Annotated in this window: 23 protein-coding genes; 14 read left to right on the top strand and 9 right to left on the bottom strand. The window is 68.5% G+C overall.

Features of this window, described 5'->3' with window-relative positions; genetic code table 11:
- The first annotated feature begins 11 nt into the window (after window positions 1-11).
- Window positions 12-1,901 (top strand): propionyl-CoA synthetase, encoded by a 1,890-nt coding sequence (locus FVF75_RS12685; RefSeq protein WP_148378518.1) that lies wholly within the window; start codon window positions 12-14, stop codon window positions 1,899-1,901.
- A gap of 70 nt (window positions 1,902-1,971) precedes the next feature.
- On the top strand, window positions 1,972-3,339 hold the full coding sequence (locus FVF75_RS12680) for a sigma-54-dependent transcriptional regulator (protein WP_148378515.1): 1,368 nt from the start codon (window positions 1,972-1,974) through the stop codon (window positions 3,337-3,339).
- A gap of 70 nt (window positions 3,340-3,409) precedes the next feature.
- On the opposite strand, the gene FVF75_RS12675 is transcribed toward FVF75_RS12680, so the two are convergent.
- The 4 genes from FVF75_RS12675 to FVF75_RS12660 form a co-directional block, all read right to left on the bottom strand.
- A complete protein-coding gene (locus tag FVF75_RS12675; protein ID WP_148378513.1) occupies window positions 3,410-3,808 on the bottom strand; it encodes a curlin in 399 nt (132 codons plus the stop codon).
- Window positions 3,809-3,837: 29 nt separating this feature from the next.
- Window positions 3,838-4,233, bottom strand: coding sequence for a curli-like amyloid fiber formation chaperone CsgH (csgH, locus tag FVF75_RS12670; protein ID WP_148378510.1), 396 nt, complete (start codon window positions 4,231-4,233; stop codon window positions 3,838-3,840).
- Window positions 4,234-4,313: 80 nt separating this feature from the next.
- The gene (locus tag FVF75_RS12665; protein ID WP_148378507.1) at window positions 4,314-4,754 is read right to left on the bottom strand and encodes a curlin; all 441 of its coding nucleotides are present in this window, start codon (window positions 4,752-4,754) and stop codon (window positions 4,314-4,316) included.
- A gap of 377 nt (window positions 4,755-5,131) precedes the next feature.
- Window positions 5,132-5,893, bottom strand: a complete 762-nt coding sequence (locus FVF75_RS12660; protein ID WP_148378504.1) for an NAD kinase — start codon at window positions 5,891-5,893, stop codon at window positions 5,132-5,134.
- 162 nt (window positions 5,894-6,055) lie between these two features.
- Here FVF75_RS12660 and glyA point away from each other — a divergent pair, with 162 nt between their 5' ends.
- Window positions 6,056-7,348: a serine hydroxymethyltransferase gene (glyA, locus tag FVF75_RS12655; RefSeq protein WP_148378500.1), complete on the top strand. Its 1,293-nt coding sequence runs from the start codon at window positions 6,056-6,058 to the stop codon at window positions 7,346-7,348.
- 457 nt (window positions 7,349-7,805) lie between these two features.
- On the opposite strand, the gene FVF75_RS12650 is transcribed toward glyA, so the two are convergent.
- Both FVF75_RS12650 and FVF75_RS12645 read right to left on the bottom strand, forming a co-directional pair.
- Window positions 7,806-8,828: a hypothetical protein gene (locus FVF75_RS12650; protein WP_148378497.1), complete on the bottom strand. Its 1,023-nt coding sequence runs from the start codon at window positions 8,826-8,828 to the stop codon at window positions 7,806-7,808.
- Window positions 8,829-8,891: 63 nt separating this feature from the next.
- Window positions 8,892-10,520, bottom strand: coding sequence for an AMP-binding protein (locus FVF75_RS12645; RefSeq protein WP_148378493.1), 1,629 nt, complete (start codon window positions 10,518-10,520; stop codon window positions 8,892-8,894).
- A gap of 112 nt (window positions 10,521-10,632) precedes the next feature.
- Here FVF75_RS12645 and FVF75_RS12640 point away from each other — a divergent pair, with 112 nt between their 5' ends.
- The 3 genes from FVF75_RS12640 (at window position 10,633) to FVF75_RS12630 (ending at window position 12,869) form a co-directional block, all read left to right on the top strand.
- Window positions 10,633-11,283 (top strand): sulfotransferase family 2 domain-containing protein, encoded by a 651-nt coding sequence (locus FVF75_RS12640; RefSeq protein ID WP_148378489.1) that lies wholly within the window; start codon window positions 10,633-10,635, stop codon window positions 11,281-11,283.
- Window positions 11,284-11,466: 183 nt separating this feature from the next.
- On the top strand, window positions 11,467-12,165 hold the full coding sequence (locus FVF75_RS12635; RefSeq protein ID WP_187393067.1) for a Hint domain-containing protein: 699 nt from the start codon (window positions 11,467-11,469) through the stop codon (window positions 12,163-12,165).
- Between the two features lie 152 nt (window positions 12,166-12,317).
- Window positions 12,318-12,869 (top strand): GNAT family N-acetyltransferase, encoded by a 552-nt coding sequence (locus FVF75_RS12630; protein ID WP_187393066.1) that lies wholly within the window; start codon window positions 12,318-12,320, stop codon window positions 12,867-12,869.
- Here FVF75_RS12630 and selD read toward each other — a convergent pair.
- On the bottom strand, window positions 12,866-15,058 hold the full coding sequence (gene selD, locus FVF75_RS12625) for a selenide, water dikinase SelD (protein ID WP_425463233.1): 2,193 nt from the start codon (window positions 15,056-15,058) through the stop codon (window positions 12,866-12,868). The two genes, FVF75_RS12630 and selD, sit on opposite strands and share 4 nt — an antisense overlap.
- Before the next feature lie 171 nt (window positions 15,059-15,229).
- Here selD and FVF75_RS12620 point away from each other — a divergent pair, with 171 nt between their 5' ends.
- Genes FVF75_RS12620 through FVF75_RS12610 form a run of 3 tightly spaced genes read left to right on the top strand, consistent with a single transcriptional unit; the run spans window position 15,230 to window position 20,091 of the window.
- Complete coding sequence (locus FVF75_RS12620) at window positions 15,230-15,709, top strand: GbsR/MarR family transcriptional regulator (protein ID WP_148378475.1); 480 nt, start codon at window positions 15,230-15,232, stop codon at window positions 15,707-15,709.
- A gap of 4 nt (window positions 15,710-15,713) precedes the next feature.
- Complete coding sequence (locus FVF75_RS12615) at window positions 15,714-16,958, top strand: efflux RND transporter periplasmic adaptor subunit (RefSeq protein WP_187393065.1); 1,245 nt, start codon at window positions 15,714-15,716, stop codon at window positions 16,956-16,958.
- Window positions 16,959-16,962: 4 nt separating this feature from the next.
- A complete protein-coding gene (locus FVF75_RS12610; RefSeq protein ID WP_148378465.1) occupies window positions 16,963-20,091 on the top strand; it encodes an efflux RND transporter permease subunit in 3,129 nt (1,042 codons plus the stop codon).
- 73 nt (window positions 20,092-20,164) lie between these two features.
- On the opposite strand, the gene FVF75_RS12605 is transcribed toward FVF75_RS12610, so the two are convergent.
- Entirely contained in the window at window positions 20,165-20,683 is a 519-nt protein-coding gene (locus tag FVF75_RS12605) for a hypothetical protein (RefSeq protein ID WP_246138082.1), read from the bottom strand.
- Between the two features lie 222 nt (window positions 20,684-20,905).
- Between FVF75_RS12605 and FVF75_RS12600 the strand changes: the two genes are divergently transcribed.
- The 3 genes from FVF75_RS12600 to FVF75_RS12590 are packed head-to-tail and all read left to right on the top strand — an operon-like array spanning window position 20,906 to window position 24,009.
- Entirely contained in the window at window positions 20,906-21,970 is a 1,065-nt protein-coding gene (locus FVF75_RS12600) for a TRAP transporter substrate-binding protein (protein WP_148378461.1), read from the top strand.
- A gap of 30 nt (window positions 21,971-22,000) precedes the next feature.
- Window positions 22,001-22,516, top strand: a complete 516-nt coding sequence (locus tag FVF75_RS12595) for a TRAP transporter small permease (RefSeq protein WP_148378458.1) — start codon at window positions 22,001-22,003, stop codon at window positions 22,514-22,516.
- Window positions 22,513-24,009, top strand: coding sequence for a TRAP transporter large permease (locus FVF75_RS12590; protein WP_148378456.1), 1,497 nt, complete (start codon window positions 22,513-22,515; stop codon window positions 24,007-24,009). The genes FVF75_RS12595 and FVF75_RS12590 overlap by 4 nt, the downstream gene beginning before the upstream one ends.
- A gap of 81 nt (window positions 24,010-24,090) precedes the next feature.
- Here the strand turns inward: FVF75_RS12590 and FVF75_RS12585 are convergent, their stop codons facing one another.
- On the bottom strand, window positions 24,091-25,107 hold the full coding sequence (locus FVF75_RS12585; RefSeq protein WP_148378453.1) for a DUF2125 domain-containing protein: 1,017 nt from the start codon (window positions 25,105-25,107) through the stop codon (window positions 24,091-24,093).
- Window positions 25,108-25,174: 67 nt separating this feature from the next.
- Between FVF75_RS12585 and FVF75_RS12580 the strand changes: the two genes are divergently transcribed.
- Window positions 25,175-25,714 carry a gamma-glutamylcyclotransferase gene (locus tag FVF75_RS12580; RefSeq protein WP_425463236.1) on the top strand — a complete coding sequence of 180 codons (540 nt, stop codon included), beginning with the start codon at window positions 25,175-25,177 and terminating at the stop codon, window positions 25,712-25,714.
- An 88-nt stretch (window positions 25,715-25,802) separates the two neighbouring features.
- On the top strand, window positions 25,803-26,978 hold the full coding sequence (locus FVF75_RS12575; RefSeq protein WP_148378450.1) for a biopolymer transporter ExbB: 1,176 nt from the start codon (window positions 25,803-25,805) through the stop codon (window positions 26,976-26,978).
- Window position 26,979 lies beyond the last annotated feature (1 nt).

Raw genomic sequence — 26,979 nt, 5'->3', positions numbered from 1 at the left:
AGGAGGACCCGATGCGATACAAGGACGTCTACGCAGCCTGGCAGGCCGACCCGGAAGGGTTCTGGATGGATGCAGCCAAAGCCATCGACTGGGACAGGATGCCCACCAAGGCGCTGTTCGACGACAAGGCCCCGATCTACGAATGGTTCTCCGACGGGCTGGTCAACACCTGCTGGAACGCGGTCGACCGCCATGCCGAGGGCGGCCGCGGCGACCAGGTGGCGATCATCCACGACAGCCCGATCACCGGCACCCAGCAAAAGATCACCTTCGCCGAACTGCAGGACCGCGTGGCGCGTTTCGCCGGCGGGTTGGCGGCGCGCGGCATCGGCAAGGGCGACAGGGTCATCATCTACATGCCGATGGTGCCGGAAGCGGTCATCGCGATGCTGGCGGTCACGCGGATCGGAGCGATTCACTCCGTGGTGTTCGGCGGGTTCGCGGCCAGCGAACTGGCGGTTCGGATCGACGACGCGACGCCCAAGGCGATCATCGCGGGGTCGTGCGGCATCGAGCCGGGGCGCATCGTGGCCTACAAGCCGCTTCTGGACGGTGCCATCGAGCGCGCCGGCCACAAACCCGACTTCTGCGTCATCCTGCAACGCGACCAGCAGCCCGCCGACCTGACACCCGGCCGCGACGTGGACTGGGCCGATCTGGCCGCCGCCGATCCGGTGCCCTGCCTGCCGGTCGAGGGCAACCACCCGGTCTATGTGCTCTACACCTCCGGCACCACCGGCGCGCCCAAGGGCGTGATCCGTCACACCGGCGGGCATCTGGTGGCGCTGAACTGGACCATGAAGAACGTCTACAACGTCGATCCCGGCGACGTGTTCTGGGCGGCCTCCGATGTCGGCTGGGTCGTGGGCCACAGCTACATCTGCTATGCCCCGCTGATCCACGGCAACACCACCGTGGTGTTCGAGGGCAAGCCGGTCGGCACGCCCGATGCCGGCACCTTCTGGCGGGTGATTTCAGAGCATGGCGTGCGCAGCTTCTTCACCGCCCCGACCGCGTTCCGCGCCGTCAAGCGCGAAGACCCCAAGGGCGAATTCATCAAGAAATACGATCTTTCCTGCCTCGAAACCGTCTATCTGGCCGGCGAACGCGCCGATCCGGACACGATCATCTGGGCGCAGGATCATCTGAAAAAGCCGGTGATCGACCACTGGTGGCAGACCGAGACCGGCTATCCGGTGGTCGCCAACCCGATGGGGATCGAACCGCTGCCGGTCAAGATCGGCAGCCCGACCGTGGCGATGCCGGGCTATGACGTGCAGATCCTCGACGAGGCGGGCAACGAACTGCCGGCCGGCGAACTGGGCGCCATCGCGATCAAGCTGCCGCTGCCGCCGGGCACCCTGCCGACCTTGTGGAACGCCGAGGACCGGTTCGTGAAAAGCTATCTCAGCACCTTCCCCGGCTACTACGAATCCGGCGATGCCGGATACAAGGACGAGGACGGATACCTCTACATCATGGCGCGCACCGATGACGTGATCAACGTCGCCGGGCACCGGCTGTCGACCGGCGCGATGGAGGAGGTTCTGGCCAGCCACCCGGACGTGGCCGAATGCGCCGTGATCGGGGTGTCGGACGAGCTCAAGGGCCAGTTGCCGATGGGCTTTCTCTGCCTCAGCAAGGGGGTCGAGCGTGATCCCAAGGACGTTGTCGCGGAATGTGTCCAACTGGTGCGCGACCAGATCGGCCCGGTGGCGGCGTTCAAGCTGGCGGTGGTGGTCGACCGGCTGCCCAAGACCCGCTCGGGCAAGATCCTGCGCGCCACGATGGTGTCGCTGGCCGATGGCAAGGATTTCAAGCTGCCCGCCACGATCGACGACCCGGCGATCCTTGATGAAATTCGCGAGGCGTTGCAGGAACTTGGCTATGCCGGCGGCTGAAAGGCTGGCATTGCGCGCCGCATAGGCGCATGCTGCGGGCGGGCGCGCGACATCAGATGGAGGCCCCGGTGTGAACAGCCATGCCAAACGACGACAACCGCAGGCGGAGGATGCGGCGCCGCTGACGGTTCTGGTCGTGGGCGAGGACACCGAGACCCGGCCGCTGCCCGACAGCCCGTTCATCAAGGCCGGCTGCGCCGTGGTGCGCATGACCAACCCGGCGATGCTGCCGGCGATCTGTGCCAAGCACCGCCCGCAGGTCGCCTTCGTTCCCCTGACCATCGGGGGCGAGCCGGCGCAGTCGGTGCTGCGCGCCGCGATGGCGCCGCAACGGCTGCCGGTGGTGGTGGTGCTGGCGGAAAACGAAGAGATCAACGCCGCCGCCGAGGCGATGCGCGAAGGCGCCTATGACTGCCTGTTCCGCCCGTTCTCGGACGCCCGGCTGGCCAAGACCATCGACGGCGCGCTGGGCCAGGTCCGCCGCAGCGGCCGCCCGGTGGCACGACCCGCCCCGCCGCCGGCCAAGGCGCCGCTGGTGCGGCCCGACCCGGCGCCGCTGCAGATCGAGGCCGAGGGCATCGTCGCGGTCGCGCCCGAGACCCGCAAGGCCCTGAGCCGGATCGAGGCGGTCGCGCGCTCGTCCGCGCCGGTGCTGTTCACCGGCGAGGTGGGCACCGGCAAGAGCCGCCTGGCGCGGCTGTTGCACGATCGTTCGCCACGGGCCGATGCGCCCTTCGTGGTCCTGGATTGCGCCACCCTCAGCCGCCCCGCGCTCGCCGCCGAGGCCGAGGACGCCGACGGCGCGCTGGCCCGGGCGGCGCAGGGCACGCTGTTTCTGGACAATCTCGCCGCCGCCGACCCCTCGATCCAGCCGCATCTGACCGGGCTGATCGACCGCGCGTCGGGGTCCGGTATCCGCCTCGTCGCCGCGCTGCGCCAGCCCGAACCGGGGGCGGGCGGATTGCGGCCCGAGATCTACTACCGTCTCAGCGTCGCCTCTGTCGCGCTGCCGCCGCTGCGCCAGCGGATCGAGGACATCGCCGCCCTGGTCCCCGCCCACCTGTCGGCCTGCGCCGAGCGCGAGGGCCGGGCGGTGCTGTCGCTCGATCCGGACGCGATGGCGCGGCTGGCCGCGCACACCTGGCCGGGCAATCTGCACGAGCTTCTGAACCTTCTGTGGCACCTGACCCTGACCCATGACGGCCCGTCGGTCACGGCACAGGATCTCGCCCCGAGCCTGCCCGATGGCGCCGGCGTCGACCGCGCCGGGGGGGTGGCGCCGATCGCGACCGGGCAGACCCTCGCCGAGATCGAGCGCGCCGCGATCGAGGCGGCGATCCGTGCCGCGCATGGCTCGATCCCGCGCGCAGCCCAGATGCTCGACGTGTCGCCCTCGACGATCTACCGAAAGCGCGACGCCTGGCGCAAGGACGACTGATCACCGCCACCGCACACCAAAAAACCGCCCCGGAGCAGCGCCGGGGCGGTTTTTTCGGGTGCGGTGCGGATCAGTCCCAACCGGCCTGAAACAGAAGGCCGGTGCCGCCGTTGCCGTTTTGCTCGACATGACCCGAGGTGCCGGAGCCGAACTGGAAGATGCCATAGGCGTTGTTGTCGCCGTCCTGGGCCAGCGTCGCCTCGTGGCCGTCGCCGTTCTGTTCGATCACGCCGAAGTTGCCGTTGCCGAACTGGCCGATGCCGGCGGCGTTGCCGTCACCCTTCTGGATCACCGAGGCGTCGCCCTCGATGGCGCGGCCGATGGCATAGAGCGCGAGGCCGAGGCGCACGGCGTTTGCCTCGTCGGGGGTCGAGGGGGTGTATTCGAAGCTGACCGAGCCGCCGGCGCTGGCCGGGGTGGCGGTGAGCGTGGCAAGCGCGAGAAGCGAGGGGATGAGGATGCGTTTCATGGGTCTGTCTCCTGTTGGATTGGTCTGGTTCAGATATCGAGGCTGGGGCAGCGGTAGCGGGTGCCGTTCCAGTCAAGCGTGAAGTCGATGTCGTATTGGCCGGGCGCGCCGCCCATCACGGTCTGGCCGAGCACGGCGCGCTTGCCGGTTTCGACCTCAAAGGCGCCGCCCTGGTCGATCCGGGCCGAACCGCCGCCCGACGCCTTGACGATGGACAACTCGTAGGTGGCGGCCATGTCGGTCTCGGCGTCGACGAAGGCGGTCAGCGACACCGCGCCGATCATGTCGTCGACCGAGACGCCGCAGGTGAACGGCAGGGGGTCGGTGGCGGTGCCGGCGGTGCCGGCGGCGGCCAGGGCGGCAAGCCCGAGCGCGCCAAGGGCTGCGCCGGTGAACTTGCGGGATTTCGGGGTCGGGGTCGTCATGGCTTTGTCCTTTCGGCTGGTGGACTGTGCGGCGCCGGGCACGGTCGGCGGGAGGGGCCGCCGGCCCGGCGCGCGTCTGGTCAGTCCTGCACGATGACGGCGACGTTGCCGCTACCGTATTGCTGGGCTTCGGCGTTGTTGCCGTGGCCGGCCTGGATCACGCCGATGGCGTTGCAGGTGCCGTCCTGGGCAACCGAGGCGTCGTTGTGACCGCCGAACTGGGCAACACCGGCGACGTTGCAGGCACCGGCCTGGCTGATACCGGAGTTGTTGTGATGGCCGGACTGCCCGACCACGGTGCGGTTGTCGAAACCGTCCTGGGTCTGGATCGCGGTGTTGCCCCAGCCGGTCTGGATCACGGTCATCCGGTTCCAGCTTCCGTGCTGCGCACCACCGGCGGCGTTGTCGGTGCCCCACTGGTCGATGAAGACGTTGTTGCCCGATCCGGCGAGGGCCGGGACGGCGCCGGTCACGAGCATCAGCGAAACGGCGGCGGTCTTGAGGGTCATGGTGAAGGTCATTGGTCTAATCTCCGGTCTGTTGGTTTCAGGTTTCAATCTCAGGTCCTCGGCGCTGCGGCTGGCCCGTCCAATCGCTTGTTTGCTGCGGGGGCTGCGGTGCCGATGACCCAGCAATGACCCGGGGGCCGCCGGCCATTCAATATCACCGCCCTGCTATGTCCTGACGCCCCCGGCGCGGCCGGGTGTTATCAGATAGCAAGGGGGATAATGTCGTTTTTTCAAGGGGTTGGAGATTCGCCCCGGCGGGCGCGTGACCCGGGCCGGGAATGCCGCGCTGCAGCCTGAAATGCCGCGGCGCAGCCATATCGGGGGCCTCGGCGCCGTCTGGCCGCCGGTGTCATGTGATAGCAGCCGGGATCACCCCGGCCCGCCCCGGATCAGACGAATTGTTCGCGAATCAGGCGCTCTTCCAGCCCGTGCCCGGTGTCGAACAGCACCCGGTGCTCGATGTCGGTGGCGCTTTCGACCTCGACCGAGGTGACGATGCCCGAGGCCCGGCTGTCGGCATCCGCCATCACCGGGCGCTTGTCGGGTTCGAGCACGTCGACCCTGACCCGCGCCCGCTTGGGCAAGAGCGCGCCGCGCCAGCGCCGGGGCCGGAAGGCCGCGATCGAGGTCAGCGCCAGCACATCCGCGCCGATCGGCAGGATCGGGCCGTGGGCGGAATAGTTGTAGGCGGTCGATCCCGCGGGCGTGGCGATCAGCGCGCCGTCGCAGACCAGCTCGGCCATGCGCAGCCGCCCGTCGACCGAGATCGCGAGCTTTGCCGCCTGCGGCCCGGCCCGCAGCATCGACACCTCGTTGATCGCCAGTGCCTCGCGCATCGAGCCGTCAACCCGGGTGGCGCGCATCCGAAGCGGGTTGATCACCGCGGTCTCGGCGGCGGCGATACGCTCCGGCAAGTCCTCCTCGCCGTATTCGTTCATCAGGAACCCGACCGTGCCCCGGTTCATGCCATATACCGGGGCCGACAACTCCTGTGTCGAATGCAGCGTGTGCAGCATGAAGCCGTCGCCACCCAGCGCGACGATCACGTCGGCCTTGTCCAGCGGCGTGTCGCCATACCGCGCGGCCAGCGCCGCCCGGCCTTCCTCGGCAAGCCGGCCATCGGCGGCGGTAAAGGCCAGTTTCATGCTCATATCGGTTTCCCGTCCGGTCCATCGCGTTCCGAAACAACCACAAGTTTCCCCGCCATACCAGCGGATGCGTCGCATTCGGCCGGCTTGCGGTCGGCAGGGGCTTCCCGGCCCCGCCGCAATCGAATAGGACAACGGGCAAATCCATGGCGACAGGAGCATCTCATGACCGACATCCGCGACCCGGGCTTCTTTTCCGAACCTCTCGACAGCCGCGACCCCGAGATCGCCCGCGCCATCGACGGCGAGCTTGCCCGCCAGCGTGACGAGATCGAACTGATCGCCTCCGAGAACATCGTCAGCCGCGCGGTGATGCAGGCCCAGGGCAGCGTGATGACCAACAAGTATGCCGAGGGCTATCCGGGCCGGCGCTACTATGGCGGCTGCGAATGGGCCGACGTGGTCGAGACCCTGGCCATCGAGCGCGCCAAGGAACTGTTCGGCTGCGACTTCGCCAACGTGCAGCCGCATTCCGGCAGCCAGGCCAACCAGGGCGTGTTCATGGCGCTGGCCAAGCCCGGCGACACCATCCTGGGGATGAACCTGGCCTCGGGCGGCCACCTGACCCACGGCGCGCCGCCGAACCAGTCGGGCAAATGGTTCAACGCGGTGCAATACGGCGTGCGCCGGCAGGACAACCTGATCGACTACGACGAGGCCGCGCAACTGGCCGAGGAACACAAGCCGCGGCTGATCATCGCCGGCGGCTCGGCGATCCCGCGCCAGATCGACTTCGACCGCTTCCGCGAGATCGCCGACAGCGTCGGCGCGCTCCTGATGGTCGACATGGCGCATTTCGCGGGGCTGGTGGCGGCGGGCGAACATCCCTCGCCGTTCCCGGTGGCCGATGTCGTCACCACCACCACCCACAAGACCCTGCGCGGCGCGCGCGGCGGCATGATCCTGACCAATGACGAGACGATCGCCAAAAAGGTGAACTCGGCGATCTTTCCGGGCATGCAGGGCGGCCCGCTGCTTCCTGCCATTGCCGGCAAGGCGGTGGCCTTCGCCGAGGCGCTCCGGCCGGAATTCAAGGCCTACCAGAAACAGGTGCGCGCCAATGCCGTGGCGCTGGCCGACCAGTTGATGCGCGGCGGTCTGGACATCGTGACCGGCGGCACCGACACCCACCTGGTGCTGGTCGACCTGCGCCCCAAGGGCGTCAAGGGCAACCAGACCGAAGAGGCGCTGGGCCGGGCCAACATCACCTGCAACAAGAACGGCATCCCGTTCGACCCGGAAAAGCCCACCGTCACCAGCGGCATCCGCCTCGGCACCCCGGCGGGCACCACCCGCGGCTTCGGCGAGGCCGAGTTCCGCCAGATCGCCGACATGATCGTCGAAGTGGTCGACGGGCTGGCGCAGAACGGCGCCGACGACAACGGCGCGGTGGAAGACGCGGTCAAGACCAAGGCCGCCGCACTCTGCGCCCGCTTCCCGATCTACCCGGACCTGTAGTTCCGGTTTCATCTTGGTATATCAACTTCAGCCCTCGCGGCGGTCTTGCAAGCAAGACCGCCTGCCGGGTGCGCAACCGTGCCCTTGGCACGGTCACTCAGGGGTCCGGGGGACAGCGTCCCCCGGCCCGGGCTGGGGGCTTTGCCCCCAGACCCCCAGAGTATTTCGGCCAAGATGAAGCAACGCGCGCAGGGTTTCACAGGCGTTAACCCTTTCCTGCGATAACCTCTCCCGTGCACGAAAGTGGTATCCGTGCCTCGACCCCGGCCTAAAAGCCTGGACGAGAGGCAGCCGGGACACCTAAGACCACCTGATGAAGGTGCAGGCGAGGCTCTGCGCCCGGCGAAGGAACACTTGCCCCAAAGGCGGGCCCGCCACTTTACCCCTTGTGAGTATGTGAGCGATGAGAACGCAGACACCCTGCCGGGAGACACCCCGCGCGGGGCCAAAGCCCTGTTCAGCCGGTGCAGATCCCTTGCAGGCTGATCCAGTCGGCATCCGGCAGGAGCGGTTCGGCCGCGCTGACCGGCACCGGGTCGGCCTCGATCAGGCCGAGCACGGTTTCCCCGGTCTGGTCCAGCGCGAAGGCATAGGGGGTCGAGCGCAGGCCGGCCTCGGAAAACCGCGCCAGCAGCGCCTCGTCGGGCAGGGGCTCGGGCGCGGTGGTCAGGAGCACCTCGGCATAGCTGTCCAGCACCTCCTCGGCGATCTTGCCGGTGGTCAGAAGCTTGGCGGTGGCCAGCGTGCCGGCGTGCTCGAGCAGCGCCAGCATCGGGTCGTTGCGCCGGGCGCGCAGATCCTCGGCTAGGATGAAGCCGGCGGCCACGTCCGGTTCCTCGTAATCCTCGACCAGCGCCCGGTTGATCAGGATGATGCCGCCGGGCAGGTGATCGGCATGGGTCACGCCCGCCGACAGCACCACAACGCGCCCCGCGTCGGTTCCCAGCACCCGGCGCGCCAGCTTGGTCATCGCGGCCCGGCCGGCAGGCGCTGCACAGGGTGCGCCCGCCACCCGCCTGACCCGGACCAGCAGTTTCTGCCCCACCGCGCTGCGCGTCACCTCGGGCAGCACCGAGACGGTCTGGCGCACCAGCGCGTCCGGCAGCCAGGTCAGCGCCAGCGTGCCCATCAGCGCCACCATGCCCAGCGTCACCACCAGCCTGAGCCGTCCCGACCGGGGCCGCCCCCGCTCGATCGCCGCGCGCAGCTTTTCGATCGCCGCGATCATGTCGCGGTCGTCGATCTCGAGGGTCTCGCCCGCGTCGCCCTCGGCGGTGGGAGCATAGAGCGCCGGCAGTTTGCCCGGGTTCAGGCGCACCAGCGCCGGCAGCGACCAGTGCGACAGCGGCCTCTCGCTGGTGTCGGTCACGGTCAGGGTGGCGTCGCCGATCGAGACGACGACGTTCTGGCGCTGCGCCTCGGGTGAGGCGCGCCACAGGCCGGGGGCTTCCAGCCGGTCGAATTGGGTCAGCGCCGTCATGGTCGGGCAGGTGGCTCCTCGATGGTCAGGTTAGCCCGCGCTCCGGCGGATCGTCCAGCCGCGCTAGACCGCGTCGATCAGCTTGCGCAGTTCGAATTTCTGGATCTTGCCGGTCGAGGTCTTGGGCAATTCGGTGAAGATCACCTGTTTCGGCGTCTTGAACCCCGCCAGCCTTTCGCGCGCGAAGGCGATGAGTTCCTCCTCGGCGGCGCTTGCGCCCTCTTTCAGCTCGACGAAGGCGCAGGGCACTTCGCCCCATTTGTCGTCCGGTTTCGCCACCACCGCGCAGAGGCTGACGGCGGGGTGGTGCATCAACGCGCCCTCGACCTCGACCGACGAGACGTTTTCGCCGCCCGAGATGATGATGTCCTTGGAGCGGTCGGTGATCTTGATGTAGCCGTCCGGGTGCTGGAACGCGATGTCGCCGGTGTGGAAATAGCCGCCGCGGAACGCCTCGGCGCTGGCCTCGGGGTTTTTCAGGTAGCCCTTCATCACCACGTTGCCCCGGCACATGACCTCGCCGATGGTGGCCCCGTCCATCGGCACCTGCGCCATGCTGTCCGCGTCCAGCACGGTGACATCCTCCATCATCACCTGCGCCACCCCGGTGCGCGCCTTCATCGCATAGCGATCCTCGTCGGGCAGTTCGGCCCAGTCCTCGCGCCAGATGCATTCGACCACGTGGCCATAGGTTTCGGTCAGGCCGTAGACCTGCGTGACGGCAAAGCCCAACGGCTCGATACCCGCCAGCGTGGCGGCGGGCGGCGGGGCGCCGGCGGTATAGACCTGCACGACATGGTCGAAGTTACGCCGATCCGCGTCCTTGGCGTTGATGATCATGTTCAGCACGATCGGCGCGCCGCCGAAATGGGTCACGCCCTCGTCGGCAATCGCGTCGTAGATCGCCTTGGCGGTGATGTCGCGGCAGCACACGACGGTGCCGCCGACCGCCGGGATCGACCAGGTGTGCACCCAGTTGTTGCAGTGAAACAGCGGCACGATGGTCAGATAGACGGTGTCGCGCGACAGCCCCCAGTCCAGCGACAGGCCCAGCGTGTGCAGATAGGCCCCCCGGTGCGAATAGACCACGCCCTTGGGCCGCCCGGTGGTGCCGGAGGTATAGTTGAGCGCGAGGCTTTCCCATTCGTCGCCCGGCATGACCCAGGCGAATCCCGCATCCCCCGCCGCGATGAAATCCTCGTATTCGGTGTGGCGGCCCGAGGCGGGAAAGCCCGCGGCATCGTCCGCGACCTCGATCAGGCGCGGCCCGTCGCCCTCCATCCGCGCGATGGCGGCCTCGGCCACGGGCAGGAACTGGCTGTCGACCAGCGCCACCCGGGCGCCGCCGTGGCCGAAGATATAGGCAATGGTGTCGGGGTCGAGCCGCGTGTTGATCGTGTTGAGCACCGCGCCGGTGGCCGGCACGCCGAAATGCGCCTCGGCCTGGGCCAGGGTGTTGGGCAGCATCGTCGCCACCACGTCGCCGGGGCCGACACCGGCCCCCGCCAGCGCCGAGGCCAGTTGCGAGGCGCGGGCGTGGTAGTCGCGGTAGGAAAACCGCCGGCCCCGGTCGACGATGGCGGTCCGGTCGGGAAACACCCGTTTGGCCCGGTTCAGGTGCGACAGCGGCGAGAGCGGCACGAAGTTCGCCGCGTTGCGTTCCAGCCCGGTTTCGTCGTTCAGCCAGCCCATGTGCCCCTCCGGTAATGCCTCAGACGGATTTGCACCGCAGCGCCCGCCCGGTCAATGACGCAATGGCACGGATGCAATGGCAATCGCCGGGGGGCGGCGCTAGGTTTGGCCCATGATCCTGTCGCGCGGCCGCCGCTATATCTTTGTCCATGCCCCCAAGACCGGCGGCACCTCGCTGGCGCTGGCGCTCGAGGCGCGGGCGATGGCGGACGACATCATGCTGGGCGACACCCCGAAAGCGCGCCGCCGGCGCGGGCGGGTGAAGGATGTGGCAACGTCGGGGCGGCTGTGGAAGCATTCGATGCTGACCGACCTCTACGGGCTGGTGACCCAGGACGAGATCGAGGCGTTCTTCGTCTTTACCCTGGTGCGCAATCCCTGGGACCGGATGGTCAGCTATTACCACTGGCTGCGCGAGCAGACATTCGACCACCCGGCGGTCGGCTTGGCGCAGCGCTTGTCCTTTTCCGACTTTCTGCACACGGATGAGGTGCAGGCGGGCATGCGGGAGTTTCCATATTCCCGCTATGTGCGCGATGCCCGGGGGGTTGATCGGGCCGACCTCTATATCCGGCTCGAACACCTGAAAGAAGACCTCGTGCCACTTGAACGCCATCTTGGCTTCAACCTTGGGGAGATTCCCCACGAAAACTTCTCGAATCGGTTGCGGGACCATCGTGCCTATTACTCCGATCGGGACGTGGATTGTGTCCGAATCGGGTGTGAATTGGACATTTTGGCGTTCGGATACCGCTTCGGCTGAGGCGAACCGTCGCCGAATCGGCATCAATGCCGCCCAAGACACCCGCATCGGTTCGAAAATCCGAACGGTGCCCAAACAATGCCCCATTTCTGTCCAAGATTTTCCCTGTGGCGCAAACAAACCTTAACCATGACGAAAGCGAGGCAGGTTTCGCTCAACCGTCGGAAGCTAGGGAATGACGCCATGTTTGGTTTCAAGAACAGACACCTCTCCGTCCGCATCGCCCGCGGTGTGGCCGAGCCGGGTTTCGCAGGCACCGGCGAGGAAACAACGAGCATTGCCAGCTACCGGACCAAGGGCTTCGTCAACGGCAGCCGCGTGGCCACCCAACTGGGCTGGCGCCCGGTCGAGGCGGTCACCGTGGGCGACCGGGTGATGACCTTCGACAACGGCATGCAAAAGGTCGTGGCGGTGACGCGCAATGTCCACTTCGCCTCGGACGACACCATGCCCGAGTTCGCCAGCCCGATCCGCGTGCCGGTCGGCGCCATCGGCAACGATCACCCGATGACGCTTCTGCCGTGCCAATGCGTGATGATCGAGAGCGACGCGGCCGAAGAGCTGACCGGCGATCCCTTCGCGCTGGTTCAGGCCCGTGCCCTGGTCGGATTTCGCGGCATCGAGCGGATGACCGGCCAGCGCCCGATCGAGGTCGTGACCCTGCATTTCGCCGCCGACGAGGTCGTGTTCACCGATGGCGGCGCGCTGGTCCATGCCCCGGCCGACATTCCCGGCACCGTCAATGTCGACTTCATCGACCACGAGGCCGAAACGCCCTATGTGGCCTACACCGCGGACGAGGCCCGCAAGCTCATCGCCGCAATGGCCAAGGAGGATGCACGCGCCTACGCTGCCGGCGCGCGCATGGTAAACGCCGCCTGACGGGGTGGCGGCGCATCGTCCCACACCGCGCCGCCCCCCGGACCTCTCTCCAATTCGCGCTCGTTCCTGCCCCCCACTCACAGCGCGAGTAGCCCCGTCCGCATCCCCTTGCCGGACGGGGCAACCCTTTTGGGGACATGCTAAGATCAGGCATGACCCATGTGATCCAAAGCGTCGACCAGACCAATTTCGCCGATCTCGCCCGCCTGATCGAGGCGCGCGGCGGGCCGCACTATTGCTGGTGCATGGCGTGGCGTGACAAGCCCCCCGAGGTGACACGCGCCAAGGGCACCGAGGGCCGGGCGCTGCGCCGCGCGGCGATGCAGGCGCGGGTTGCGCGCGGCGATCATGTCGGCCTCCTGGCCTATGACGGCGGCACCCCGGTCGGCTGGTGTTCGACCGGGCCGCTGTCGACCTTCGCCCGCCTCGGCGGCCCCAGGGACATCGACCCGGCGAAAACCTGGGCGATCTCGTGTTTCTTCGTGCCGCGCGAGCACCGCGGGCAGGGCATTTCGCACGCCCTGACCGCCGGAGCCATTGACACGGCGCGCGCGGCGGGGGCGAGGCTGTTTCAGGTAACGGCGGTCGACGCGGCATCGCCGTCCTACCGCTTCATGGGCAAGGTCGGGCTTTACGAGAGCTTCGGGTTTCGCAAGGTCGCAATGGCCGGCACGCGCCGCCACGTCATGCGGCTGGACCTCTAGGGAGAGACGCAGCGGATCATCGGCGGCCCCGCGACCAGCGTGCCGATCACCGCCGCCTGATGCCCGGCGGCGCGCAACTCCATCGCCAGCCCGAAGGCCTGGTCCGGGTCGACCGCCGCGAGCAGCCCGCCCGAGGTTTGCGGGTCGTGCAAAAGCGCGCCCAGCGCACCCTCGGCCCCGGAAACGGGTGCGGCGGCGCGGTTGGCGGCGAAGATCGACGAGCGGTGGCCGGCGCTGGCCAGATCCAGCGCCCCGGCATAGACCGGCACCGCGTCAAGCTGCACCTCGGCGCCCAGCTTTGATGCCGCGCAGATCGCCATCAGGTGCCCGGCCAGCCCAAAGCCGGTCACATCCGTCATCGCATGCGCGCCCGCCAACAGCCGCGCCGCGTCGCCCTGCGGCGTCGCCATCACCGCCAGCATCGCCGCCACATCCGCCCCCGCCGCCTTGCCCTGCATCTCGGCGGCCAGAATGGTGCCGCTGCCGATCGGCCGGGTCAGGATCAGCGCATCGCCCGCGCGTGCGCCGGCGGTGCTGATCGGCGCGCCCTCCACCAGCCCGGTCAGGGTGAAGCCCAGCGTCATCTCGGCCCCCATCGAGCTATGCCCGCCGACCACCTCGGCGCCTTCGGGGCCGAACACCTCGCCCGCACCTTGCATGATCTCGGCCATGCTGCGGGCCTGCAACGGCTCGGCCATGCGCGGCAGGATCACGCTGACCAGCGCGGCCTGCGGGCTGGCGCCCATCGCCCAGATATCGCCCAGCGCATGCACCGCCGCGATCCGCGCGAAGAGGCCATGATCCTCGGAGAAGGCGCGCAGGTGGTCGGTGGTGATGACCTGCGTGGCACCCCCGACCTGCAGCACGGCGGCATCGTCGCCCGGCCCCGACAGCACGTCATCGCGCCCGGAGCGGGGCAGCGTGGCCAGCGCGTGCGCCAGCGTGCCCGGCCCGACCTTGGCGCCGCAACCGGCGCACAGCGGCTTGTGATTGCCGGCCATTTCCTCGGCCACGCCCAGCGCCACCGGGTCGGGCAGGGCGGGCGGCGTCATCTCGGGCAGGTGGCGGAACTTGTCCATGAATTTCTGGTCGATCCGGTCCTTCCAGCGCCACATCACCGGCGCGGCAAGGCTTTTGCCCCACTTTTCCGCCAGCGCCGCCTTGCCGCCCAGCGACACCAGCTTGAGGTAATCCTTCTGCGGCCTGAACGCGCGCAAGGCCCCGCCCGACAGCGAGGCGGCGAGGTTGCGGTAGAGCACCGGCCCGGCGCGCACCGCGAAAACGCCCGCCTTGGGGCGGGGCGCGTGCGGCATGTGGGCGCAATCGCCGACCGCGAACAGGCTGTCGTGGCCCGCCACGCGCAGGGTTTCGTCGACCGGCAGAAAGCCGTCGGGCGTGGTCGGAAGGGGGCTGTCGGCCAGCCAGCCATGGGCAAAGGCCCCCGCCGCGCCGACGGTGAAATGGCTGCGCACAGGAGCGCCCGAGGCCAGCAGCACGCGGTCCGCCTCGATCCGGGTGACAGTGGCCGAGGTATGCAGGGTGACGCCCAGCCGCTCCATCGCGTCCGCCAGGTGGCGGCGGGTGGCGGGGTTGTTGGCGGTGATGTCGGCCTCGGCCTCGATCAGCGCCACCCGTGCGGCCGGCCCCACGTCGCGGCGCAGCGCGTGCGCCATCGCCAGCGCCAGTTCCGACCCGGCCACCCCGCCGCCGATCACCGCAACCTCGGGCGCGACCTCGCCCGCCGCCGCGCGGGCCAGGAAGTCGCGCCAGCGCGCGGCGTAGGTGTCGAGCGGCTTGGCCCCGGTGGCGTGGTCGGAAAAGCCCGGGATCGCCGGCATCTCGGCATGGATGCCCACGTCGACCGAGGCGATGTCATAGCCGACCTGCCCGCGCCCCGCGATGGTGACGGTTTTCGCCACCGGATCAATTGCCGTCGCCGCGCCGAGGATCAGCCGCGCGCCGGCAAACCGCGCCAACTTCACCAGGTCGATATCGAGCGCGTCGCGGGTGTAGTGCCCGGCGATATGGCCCGGCAGCATGCCCGAATAGGGCGCGGTCGGGCCGGGGTTGATCAGCGTCACGCGCACGCCGGGCAGGGGCTTCATCCCCCACATCCGCGCCACCAGCGCATGCGCGTGCCCGCCCCCGATCAGGACGAGGTCGCGGGTCAGCGGCAGGGGCATCGGCATCATGGCGGGCACTTTCCAGGGCGTTCGGCGCCTCGATAGCGCAGATGCGCGCGGGGTTCTATGCGGCGGATGCGCGATCCGGGGTTTGCGGCGCGGCGGTGGCAGAATTTCTGCGGTCAATGCGTTCAATACCTATTGAATGCATTGACCGCATCCCCTATGTCGCCTGCCATGACCACGCCGCGCGACCAGTTTATCGAACAGATGGGCCTGATGATGCAGGCCGAGGGGCAGCCACGCATCGCCGGGCAGATCCTCGGCTACCTGATCGTCGAGGGCGAGGCGCGCACCCTGAACCAGATGACCGAGGCCTTGAAGATCTCGAAAGCCTCGGCCAGCACCAATGCCCGGATGCTGGCCGATCGCGGCACCGTGCAGCGGGTGTCTCCGGTGGGGACGCGGCAGGATGCCTACAAGGCCGAGTTCGACGCGATGCCGCAGATGCTGCGCGCCATGGCCCGGCGTTTTCGCGCCAACGGCGAGCGCATCGACCAGATCGTCGCGGATTTCCCCGACGACGACACCGGCGCGCGTGATCGGGTGGCGGGGTTCGCCCGTACCTATCGCGATTCGGCGGACTTCTTCGAGGAATGGGCGGCCCGGGTGTCGCAAACGGGCTGCGACGGGCCTTCAAACGAGAAAAATGAGTGATCCGATGAGCAAGGACTTTGCCAAGCCCGACTGGGCGATGAACAAGCGTGAGAAGGCCGCTGCCGAGCGCGCCGAAAAGGGCCTGCCCCGGAAAAAGCGCCGCTGGTGGCTGTGGCCGCTGCTGATCGTTCTGCTGGCCGGCGGTGCGGTCGGGTATTTCTACCAGACCGGGCAGTTGCAGGCGGTGATCGAGGCGCGCGAGGCCGCGCGGATCGCCGAAGCCGAGAAAGAGGCCGCCCGCGCCGCGCGCCCGCCGTTGTTGCAGCTTGCCCCGTTCGAGATCGCGACGGTCGCGCCGATGGAATTGCGCGAGACGCTGAAAACCACCGGCTCGCTGGCCCCGGCGCGCCAGCTTCACCTGTCGGCGGAGGTGTCGGGACGGGTGGTCACGGTCGACGGTCAGCCCGGCGACACCGTGGCGGAGGGCGACGTGCTGGTGCAGTTCGATGTCGACGCGCTGGAAAGCCAACTGGCCCAGGCGCGCGCCAATGCCGAGGCAACGCAGGTGCAGCTTGATCTGGCGCGCACCGAATACGAGCGCACGCAAAGCCTGGTCGACCGGGGTCTGTCGGCGCCCAACGCGCTGGACCGGGCCCGTTCGAACCTCGACCAGTTGACCGCCTCGCTGGCGGCGCAGACGACGATGGTGGAGAACGCCCGCCGCTCGCTGGAGCGTGCCACGGTCACAGCGCCCTTCGACGGGGTGATCTCGGAGCGCCAGATCGACCCCGGCCAGTTCGTCGGCGCCGGCTCGCCGCTGATGACCGTGGTCGACCTGACCCGGCTCGAGGTCGAGGCCACCGCGCCGGTCAGCTATGGCCCGCAGCTTGCCCCCGGCCAGCCGGTCGAGTTGAAGGTCGAGGGCTTTGGCGAGCGCGTCTTTCAGGGGCGTCTGGAACGGCTCAACCCGGTCGCCATCGAAGGCAGCCGGATGCTGCCGATCTATGTCTCGCTGCCGAACGAGGGCGGCGAGTTGCGCGGCGGCATGTTCGCCTCGGGCCGGATCGTGCTGGAAGCGAAGCAGGACGGGCTGGGCATTCCGTCCGGCGCGCTGCACCACGACGCGGACGGCGATTACGTGATCGTGGTCGAGAACGGCATGACCCAGCGCCGCGCGGTCGAGATCGCGCGCGAGTGGGACGCGGGCGCGGTGATCGAGATCGCCTCGGGGCTGGAGCCGGGCGAGGTCGTGGTGGCCGAACCCCTGCCGGAGCTGAAGCCCGGCATGCAGATCGAGCTGGTGGAGTGACCCGATGATCCTGACCCGTATCAGTGTCGCCCAGCCGGTCTTTGCCACCATGGTGATGGTGGCGATGCTGGTGATCGGCGCGTTTTCCTACATGCGCCTGCCGATCGAGCAATTGCCCGATATCGACTTTCCGGTGGTCGCGGTGGTGCAATCCTACCCCGGCGCCACGCCCGAAGCGGTGGAAAGCGACATCATAAAGCCGATCGAGGACGCGGTATCGACGCTGGCGGGCATCGATTCGGTGCAGGCCACGGCGCGCACCGGCTCGGCGCTGGTGCTGATCCTGTTCGACCTCGAGGTCGACAGCGCCTCGGCCGCCCAGGACGTGCGCGACCGCATCGCGCAGGTGCAGGCCGCGTTTCCCGACTCTGCCGACGACCCGCAGATCTTGCGCTTCGACCCCGGCGAGATCCCGGTGATGTCGGTCGGCGTCCGGTCAGAGCGGCTGGGTGTGGGCGCGCTGACCGCGTTGACCGAGGACGTGATCGCCAAGCGGCTGGCCAACATCCGCGGCGTCGGGCGGGCCTCGGTGGTCGGCGGCGTGCCGCGCGAATTGCATGTCGAGGTCGACCCCGACCGGCTGACCGCGCTGTCGGTGGGCGTCTCGGAAGTGACCGGCGCGCTGGCCGTCGAGAACCAGGACCTGCCGGCGGGCGCCATTTCCGACGCGGCCTCGACCACCTCGGTGCAGGTCGAGGGGCGGCTGAAAACGCTGGCCGATTTCGCCGACATCATCGTCGCGCGCCGCGCCGGGCAACCGATCCGGCTGGGCGATATCGCCACGCTCGACGACCGGCTGGCCGAGCGCACGTCGCTGGCGATGCTGGACGGCGAATACGCGCTGGCGGTCGACATCGTGAAGACCCAGGGCGCCAACACCGTCGAGGTCGCCGGCAAGATCCGCGAAGAGCTGGACAGGATGGCCGCCGAGGACGAGTTCGGCGATGTCGGGATCGAGGTGCTGCGCGACAACGCCAAACCGGTGATCGACAGCTTCCACTCGGTCCAGAACATGATCATCGAGGGCGCGGCGCTGGCCACCTTCATCGTGTTTCTGTTCCTGAATTCCTGGCGCTCGACGGTGATCACGGGCCTGACGCTGCCGATCTCGATCATCGGCACGATGACGGCGATCTATTTCCTCGGCTTCACGCTGAACATGATGAGCCTGATGGCGCTGTCCTTGGCCGTCGGCATCCTGATCGACGACGCCATCGTGGTGCGCGAGAACATCATGCGCCACCTCAAGATGGGCAAGTCGCACCGGCAGGCGGCGCTGGACGGCACCAACGAGATCGGGCTGGCGGTGCTGGCCACCACCCTGTCCATCGTCGCGGTGTTCCTGCCGGTGGCCTTCATGGAGGGCATCCTCGGCCGGTTCTTCCTGCAATTCGGCGTGACGGTGTCGGTGGCGGTGCTGATCTCGCTGTTCGTGTCGTTCACGCTCGACCCGATGATGTCCTCGGTCTGGTATGACCCTTCGGCGGACGAGAACGCCAAGCGCGGGCCAATTGGCCGGGCGGTGGCCCAGTTCGACCGGTTCTTCGAATGGCTGGGCGTGCAATACGGCAAGCTTCTGAAAAAGGCGCTGAAGTTCCGCAAATCGACGCTGGCGGTCGCGGCCGCGGCGTTTGTCGCGGGCCTGGCGGTGTTTCCGCAGGTCGGCGCCGAGTTCGTGCCGCCGTCCGACACCTCGGAATACCAGGTCGACCTGCAAACCCCGGTCGGCACTTCGCTCGAGCGCACCGCCGAGAAGATCCGCCAGATCGACGCGCTCTTGCGCGCGCGCTTTCCCGAAGTGATCGGCACCTATGCCACGATCAACTCCGGCACCACCTCGGGCGACAACCGGGCCACCATCATCGTGCGCATGGTGCCGCAGGACGAACGCGAGCGCAGCCCGGAAGACCTCGCCTCCGAGACCCGCGAGGCGCTCAAGGCCATTCCCGGTGCGCGCTTTTCGGTCGGCGCGCCCTCGGGCTTCGGCGAGGTCGCGCCGCCGGTCGAGATCAAGATCTTCGGCCCCGACCTGGGGGTGCTCGAGCGGCTGGCCAACGACCTGCGCGCCGAGCTTGAGGCCATCGACGGCTTTGTCGACGTGCGCACCACGCTGGACGATCCGCAGCCGACGCTGGGCATCCGGCTCGACCGCGACGTGGCCTCCGACCTCGGGGTGTCGCTGCAACTGGTGGGCAATACGCTCAACCCGATGCTGAGCGGGCAGACGGTGTCGGAATGGACCACTCCGGCGGGCGAGACGCTCGACGTGGTGGTGCGCCTGCCCAAGGACGCGCGGCGCGATGCCACCGTGCTGGGTGCGCTGCCGATCGCCCAGAGCGGCGCCACCGGCGCGGCGGGGGTGGTGCGGCTGGACCAGGTCGGCACCATCGTCCAGTCCGAAGGCCCGGGCGAGATCAACCGCGAGGACCGCGACCGTTCGGTGCGCGTCACCGCCAACCTCGACGGTCTCAAGATCGGCGATGCCACGCCGCTGTTCCAGGCGGCGATGGAGCGGCTCGACATGCCGCTGGGCTACCGCGTCAAGACCGGCGGCGATGCCGAGCAATTCGCCGACATCACGGTCGCGGCGGGGGCGGCGCTGCTCTTGGCGGTGATCTTCATCTACCTCGTGTTGGCCAGCCAGTTCGGCTCGTTCCTGCAACCCTTCGCGATCATGTCATCGCTGCCATTGGCGCTGATCGGGGTGATGCTGGGGCTTCTGGCCTGGGGCTCGACGCTCAACATCTTCTCGATCATCGGCTTCATCATGCTGATGGGGCTGGTGACCAAGAACGCCATCCTGCTGGTCGACAACGCCAACCAGCAGGTGCGCGAGGGGCGCAACCTCTATGACGGCCTCGTCCATGCCGGGCGCACCCGGTTCCGGCCGATCGTGATGACCACGCTGGCGATGATCTTCGGGATGCTGCCGCTGGCGCTCAACCTGCATGGCGGCACCGGCGAGAACGCCTCGATGGCGCATGCCGTGATCGGCGGGCTGATCTCGTCGTCGCTGCTCACGCTGGTGGTGGTGCCGGTGCTTCTGACCTATACAGACGGGCTGGGGCGGCGGATGAAACGCCTGTTCCCGGCCCCGCCCGACCACGGCTTCGAGGGTCAGCCGGGCGAGTGACCGGCGCCTTCATCCTGGCCAGAATACTCCCGCCGGAGGCAAAGAGCGTTGCTCGATGCTCTTTTTCCCGGCCTCAGAACACCCGGCAGGCTTCGGCCAGTTCTCCGGCGGCGACCGGGTAGCCGGGGCCGGGGTTCACCACCACGTCCTGCACCGCGGTGATCTTCATCGCGCAGGCGCGGGCCGCGCTGGCCGAGGTTTCGGCCCCGCCGACATAGATGTCCAAATGCACCCGCCCGTCGCGCCCGCCGCCGCAGGCGCCGCACAGATCCTCGACCACCGCGTATTTCATCAGCCCGGACAGGTAGAGGCGCGTGCCCGGCTCATAGTGCCAGTCATTGCCCGAGCGCCCCACCGCCACCGTCACCGGATCGGCCCAGGTGCCGATGCCGCCGGCCTCGTCATGCACCACCGGGCGGGCGATCGCGGCCGACCCGGGCGGGGTGTTGTCCCAATAGGTATAGCCGGTGATCCAGGCCGAAAGGCGCTGCTGGCCCTTGGTCGAGATGATGGTGTCCGCGCCCGCCTGGCCCGCGGCCTGCAGGGCAAGGGCAGTCAGGGCCATGGCGGCCCGGTTCAGTCTCTTGGTCATGGTCGTCCTCGGATGTTCGATTTGCGCCGATCCGGCGCGGCTGCGGCTCCATAGACGCATGAGGCCCGGGCGCCAGAGGCGACGGCCAAAGCGCCCTGTGCGGGCGGGTTTCTGCCGGTTGTCCCGCTTTGCCCGGCAAAAATTAACCGACGCCGGGGCGCGCAAAGGCATGGAAAAGCGCGCCGGGCTGTGCCAGATCGTCCTGAGCGAACGGAGGATTGCATGACCAAGACACACAGGATCGCCCGCCTGGCCACCGCCGCCGCCCTGGCCGCGTTCACCGCGACGGGTGCGCTGGCACAGGAGGTGACGTTGAAGCTGCACCAGTTCCTGTCACCGCAGGCCAACGTGCCCAAGCTGATCCTCGATGTCTGGGCCGACAACGTCGAGGCGCAGTCCGGGGGCCGCATCAAGGTCGAGCGCTACGGCGCGATGGCGCTGGGCGGCACGCCGCCCGAGCTGATCGACCAGGCCATCGACGGCATCGCCGACGTGATCTGGACCGCCGTTGGCTATACGCCCGGGCGCTTTCCCACCACCGAGGTGTTCGAGCTTCCGTTCATCGTCGAGGATGCCCGCGCGGCCTCCTGCGCCTTCTGGCAGATGTATGACGAACACATGAAGGACGGCGAGTTTCGGGATGTGAAGATGATCGGCACCTGGGTGCATGGGCCGGGGGTGTTGCACACCACCGACCCGGTGCGGGTGCCCGGCGACCTCGAGGGCATGAAGATCCGCGGCGGATCGCGCATGGTCAACGCGATGCTGGAGCAGATCGGCGCCGAGGCGGTGGGGATGCCGGTGCCGGCCCTGCCCGAGGCGCTGTCGCGCGGCGTGGTCGAGGGGGCGACGCTGCCCTGGGAGGTCACCGGCGCGCTCAAGGTGCCGGAACTGGTCACCAACCACACCGAGTTCGAGGGTCCGGCGCTCTACAACCTCACTTTCATCCTGGCGATGAACAAGGCGGCCTATGACGGTCTTCCCGACGACCTCAAGGCGGTGATCGACGCCAATTCCGGGCTGGCGTTCTCGGTCTTTGCCGGCGGCACCCAGGCCGATGCGGATGCCCCGGCGCGGGACATGGCGCTTGATCTGGGCAATACCATCGTCACCATTCCCGCCGACGAGGCGCGCGACTGGCACGCGCTGGCCAGCCCGATCCGGGCCGACTGGGCCGCCGAGATGGACGCGGCCGGGATGGACGGGGCCGGGCTGATCGCCGAGGCCGAGGCGCGGATGGCCACCTGCGCCGCCGAGATGGCGACGCTTGACATCTACGGCCGGTAAGCGGGCACCGACCGGGGGCGAAAGCCGATCATGCACCGTTTCTTCCTTGGCATCTCGACCGGGTTCGCCATTGCCGGCGGGCTGGTGCTGGTGGCGCTGATCGCGGTGGTCGGCGCCTCGATCATCGGGCGCGAGACCGGGCTGGGCGCGATCACCGGCGATTATGAACTGGTCGAGGCCGGCACCGCCTTTGCCGTCTTTGCCTTTCTGCCCTATGCCCACATCACCGGCGGGCACGCGGTGGTCGATGTCTTTACCCGGTATCTGCCGGCGCGCGCGGGCCGGGTGCTGGACATGGTCATCGCGCTGGTCTTTGCGCTGGTGCTGGTGGTGATCGCGGTGCAGTTGTTTCACGGCACGCTGGCCAAATACCGCAGCGGCCAGACCACGTTTCTTTTGCAGTTCCCGCTGTGGTGGGCCTACGGCGCAAGCCTTGTGGCAGCCTCGGCGGGCGCCGTGGTCGGGGTCTATGTTGCGGTTGCCCGCATCGTCGAGGCGGCGAACGGGCGCATGGTCCTGCCCGCGCCGACCGGGGTGACGGATTGAGCCCGGTCGAGATCGGCCTGTGGTCGTTCCCGGCCCTTCTCGCGCTGATCTTCCTGCGCGTGCCGATCGGGCTGGCGATGTTCGTGACCGGCTTTGTCGGGCTGAGCCTGATCGACGGCAGCCCGCGGATCGCGCTGGCGCGGCTCAAGACCGAGACCTACACCACGTTTTCCTCCTATTCGCTGTCGATCGTGCCGATGTTCCTGCTGATGGGCCATTTCGCCACCCTCGGCGGCATGAGCCGGGCGCTGTTCAAGGCCGCCGAGGCCTGGCTGGGGCATCGCAAGGGGGGCGTGGCGATGGCCACCATCGGCGCGTCGGCGGGGTTCGGGGCGATCTGCGGATCATCCTTGGCCACGGCGGCGACGATGGGGCGGGTGGCGCTGCCGGAACTGCGCGCCGCGGGCTATTCCGGCGGCTTCGCCTCGGCGACGCTGGCGGCGGGCGGGACGCTGGGCATCCTCATTCCGCCCTCGGTGGTGATGGTGATCTACGCGGTCCTGACCGAACAGAACATCGCCAAGCTGTTTTTGGTCGCCATCGTGCCGGGGGTGCTGGCGGCGCTGGGCTATGTGCTGGCGATCTCGGTCTACGTGCGGGTCAACCCCGGTGCGGCCGGGGTGCGCGCGGCGGTGCCGATGGCGGCGCGGGTCAGGGCGCTGGCCGATGTCTGGCCGGTGATGCTGGTGTTCGCGCTGGTGGTCGGCGGCATCTACGGCGGGCTGTTCACCCCGACCGAGGGCGCGGCGGTTGGCGCGCTGGGCACCGGGCTGATCGCGGCGCTGGGCGGGGCGCTGGGCTGGCGGGCGCTGGCCGAGGCCTTCACCGCCACGGCAAGCTCCACCGCGATGATCTTTTTCATCGTGCTGGGGGCGGCGTTCTACAACGGCTTTCTGGCCGTGACGCAGGTGCCGCAGGGGCTGGCCGAGTGGGTCGTGGCGCAGGGCTTCGGCCCCTACATGGTGCTGGTGGTGATCCTCATGGTCTACCTGGTGCTGGGCTGCCTGATGGACAGCCTGTCGATGATCCTGCTGACCATCCCGATCTTTTTCCCGATCGTGGCGGGGCTGGACTTCGGGCTGGTCGATTTCACCGCGATGCAACTGGACGAGGCCGCGCGCATCCTGGCGGCGGGCGTGCCGGAGGGCATCGCGCCCGACATGCTGGCGGGGATCGAGGCGGCGCTGGCCGAGGGGGTGCAACTTGGCCGCGATCAGGCGCGCGCGCTGGGGGTGGGGATCACCGAGGCGCGCGCCGCGATGATCGGGGCCGAGCACCTCGCGCTGTGGTTCGGCGTGCTGGTGCTGATCGTGGTCGAGGTCGGGCTGATCACGCCGCCGGTGGGGATGATCCTGTTCATCATCAACACGATGGACCGCGACACGCCGATGGTCGCGACCTACCGGGCGGTGCTTTGGTTCCTGGCCTCGGACCTGGTGCGGGTCGGGCTCCTGATCGCGTTTCCTGCGATCACGCTGTTCGTGCTGGGGTAGGGGGTATCCCTGACGACCTTGCGCCCGGCGCGGCCCTCGGGATCAAGGGCACGCTTTTGCGTCAGTCGGCTATCCGGGCCCCTACCACAACCTGATCTTCGGGGCCGCGCCCACCGGGATCGGGCCGACCGACATGAGGCCGCGACCGAAGCGCAGCGGCACGTCCAGCGTTTCCGGGTCGCCCGACAGCCCGGCCAGCGCCTCGAGCGCGCGGGTCAGCGGCACGACCCAGTCCGCCGACAGCGCGCCGGTGGCCTCGGCCAGCGCGATCATCTCGCGCCAGTTGGTGGCCTTGACGGCGATCTCGCCGGTCGGGGTGCCGTCGGCGGCGACATCCAGCGCGCCGGTGGCGGCCAGCGCCAGGTCGCCCCAGGCGGCGTCGAGGCTGTCCAGCTCGATCCGGGTGGGCTGGGGCCGCCGCCGCTCGACCGCGAACCGGTCCCACGGCGCGTCGAAGGTGGCGCGGCCATTCACCGTCACGCTGTCGATCACGTCGGGCAGGTTAGCCACGCCGCGCAGGGTCTGCATGTAATCGTCGCCCGGCACCATGTCGGTGGCGGCAAGGTAGAGATCATAACTGTTCGCCGCCCCGCCGGGGGTGCGCCGGATCGACAACTGGCCGTGACCGATCCGGCTTTGCCAGCCGTTGGACGAGGCGATGTCGGCACCCGAGGTCTCGAAGGTGGCATGATCGACCGGCAGCGTCAGGTCGGGCTCGAAGCTGATCGAGGCACGCATGTCGTCCGAGGCGATGGTCAGGCGCTGGTCGGGCCGGGCCAGCACCTGTTCATGCGGCCAGACGGCGATGAACTTGTGCGGCGTGTAGCTCAGCGTGAGAACCTGGAACAGCGGCGCCTCCCAGGCCAGGTCGTTGTCGGGGTCGGCCAGGCTCAGGCCGGTGAAGGTGGTGTCGAACCGGTTGGGAAACCCGGCGGTGTTCAGGTCGTCGTATTCCGCCACCCAGCCATCGGCGCGGCGCGCTTCGAACCAGCCGGAAAACGCAGACTCGGTCGTGCGGGCACCGACCAGCCAGTAGCCGCCCCAGCCCGCGAAGGCCACGACACCGAGAAGAACCAGAACCAACGGCAACTTGCGCATGAAAGCCTCTCTGTTAGGAATGTGGCCGTTCTATCGGCAGGAAAGGCGAGTGACCAGCGCGATGACGATGCAGGATCTATGGGTGTTCGGCTATGGCTCGTTGATGTGGAATCCGGGCTTTCCCCACGTCGAGACCCACCTTGCCACCCTGTCGGGCTATGCCCGCAGCTTCTGCATGCGCTCGATCCACCATCGCGGCACGGTCGAGAATCCGGGCCTTGTGCTGGCGCTCGACCCGCATGAGGGCGCGGCCTGTCACGGGCTGGCGTTCCGGGTGTCGCCGGATGCCCATGCGCCGACCCTGTCGGCCTTGCGCGAACGCGAACTGGTGTCGTCGGCCTATGTGGAGCGGGTGCTGACGCTCGACCTGCATGACGGGCGGCGCATCGAGGCGGTGTGCTACGTGATCGACACCGAGCACGTGCAGTATTGCGGCGGGCTGCCGCTGAGCGAACAGGCCCGGATCATCGCCCATGCGGTCGGCGGGATGGGGCCGAACCGCGAATACCTCGAGAACACCGCCCGTCACCTGGTCGAGCTTGGCATCGAGGATGAAGACCTGACGTGGCTTGCGCGCAACGTGCGGCGCCACCTGGCGGCGGGGTAGGACGGCGCGTGGCCCTTTCTGTTCTTGGCATCGCGGCCCTCTGCCCGTATCCTCCGCGCGTAATGATAATGGCGACGGGAGTGTCCTGATGGACCAGCCGGATCGCGGGGCCGAGCCGAATTTTACCCAGCCCGTGGGAAAAATCCTGACCATGCTGATCGTGCTCGCACTGGTCGGTGTCGGGGTCTATTTCGCGTTGCCGCGCGTGTTGCCGGTGTTCCTCGCCAACCTCTATCTCAACGGGTTCATCCTGTTCGTCTTCCTGGTCGGCCTCGGGGCCTGCTTCTGGCAGGTGTTCCAACTGTTCTCGTCGGTAAGCTGGATCAAGCGCATCACCTCGGCCGCGGGCACGGACGAGGACGACAGCGCGCCGCGCCTGCTGGCGCCGCTGGCGGCGCTTCTGCGTGCGCGGGGCGCGCGGATGCAGATCGGCGCGGCCTCGGCGCGCTCGGTGCTCGACTCGGTCGCCACGCGGATCGACGAAGAACGCGACATCACGCGCTATATCACCAACCTCTTGATTTTCCTTGGCCTTCTGGGCACCTTCTTCGGCCTTGCCACCACCGTTCCGGCGGTGGTCGAAACCATCCGCTCGCTGGCGCCTGACGAAACCGACAGCGGCGTCGAAGTGTTCAACCGGCTGATGAGCGGGCTTGAAAGCCAGTTGGGCGGCATGGGCACGGCGTTCTCGTCGTCGCTGCTGGGTCTGGCCGGGTCGCTGGTGGTGGGGCTCTTGGAGTTGTTCGCCACCCACGGCCAGAACCGGTTCTACCGTGAGCTCGAGGAATGGCTGTCTTCGATCACCAAGTTCGGCTTTGCCCCCGGCGACGGCGAGGGCGAGGCGATGGGCGAACCGGCCGGCGCGAACGCGTGGCTGGCGCATATGGCCGAGCAGATGGAAGCGCTGCAGACCATGTTCACCCAGTCCGACGTGAGCCGCGCGCTGGTCGACGAGCGGCTGGGCGATCTGGCCGGGTCTATCGACCGGCTGACGCGGCGGATCGAGGACGAGGGTGTCTCGACCCCCTACCTGATCCGCATGGCCGAAAGCCAGGACCGGATGCTGGCGCATTTCGAGGCCCAGGCCGAGGACGGCGGCGCGCATGTGGATGCCGAGAGCCGGATGCGCCTGCGCTCGATCGACGTGCAGCTTCTGCGCATCCTCGAGGAAATGTCGGCCGGGCGGCAGGAAAGCCTGGCCGAGCTGCGCGCGGAAATCGGGGCGCTGACGCAGGCCATCCGGCAGGCGACGGGGCGCGGCTGAC

The sequence above is a fragment of the Maritimibacter fusiformis genome (assembly GCF_008086115.1).
GTDB lineage: Bacteria > Pseudomonadota > Alphaproteobacteria > Rhodobacterales > Rhodobacteraceae > Muriiphilus > Muriiphilus fusiformis.
The sequence above is the reverse complement of the archived record's forward strand: the minus strand, read 5'-3'. Positions and strand labels throughout refer to the sequence as shown.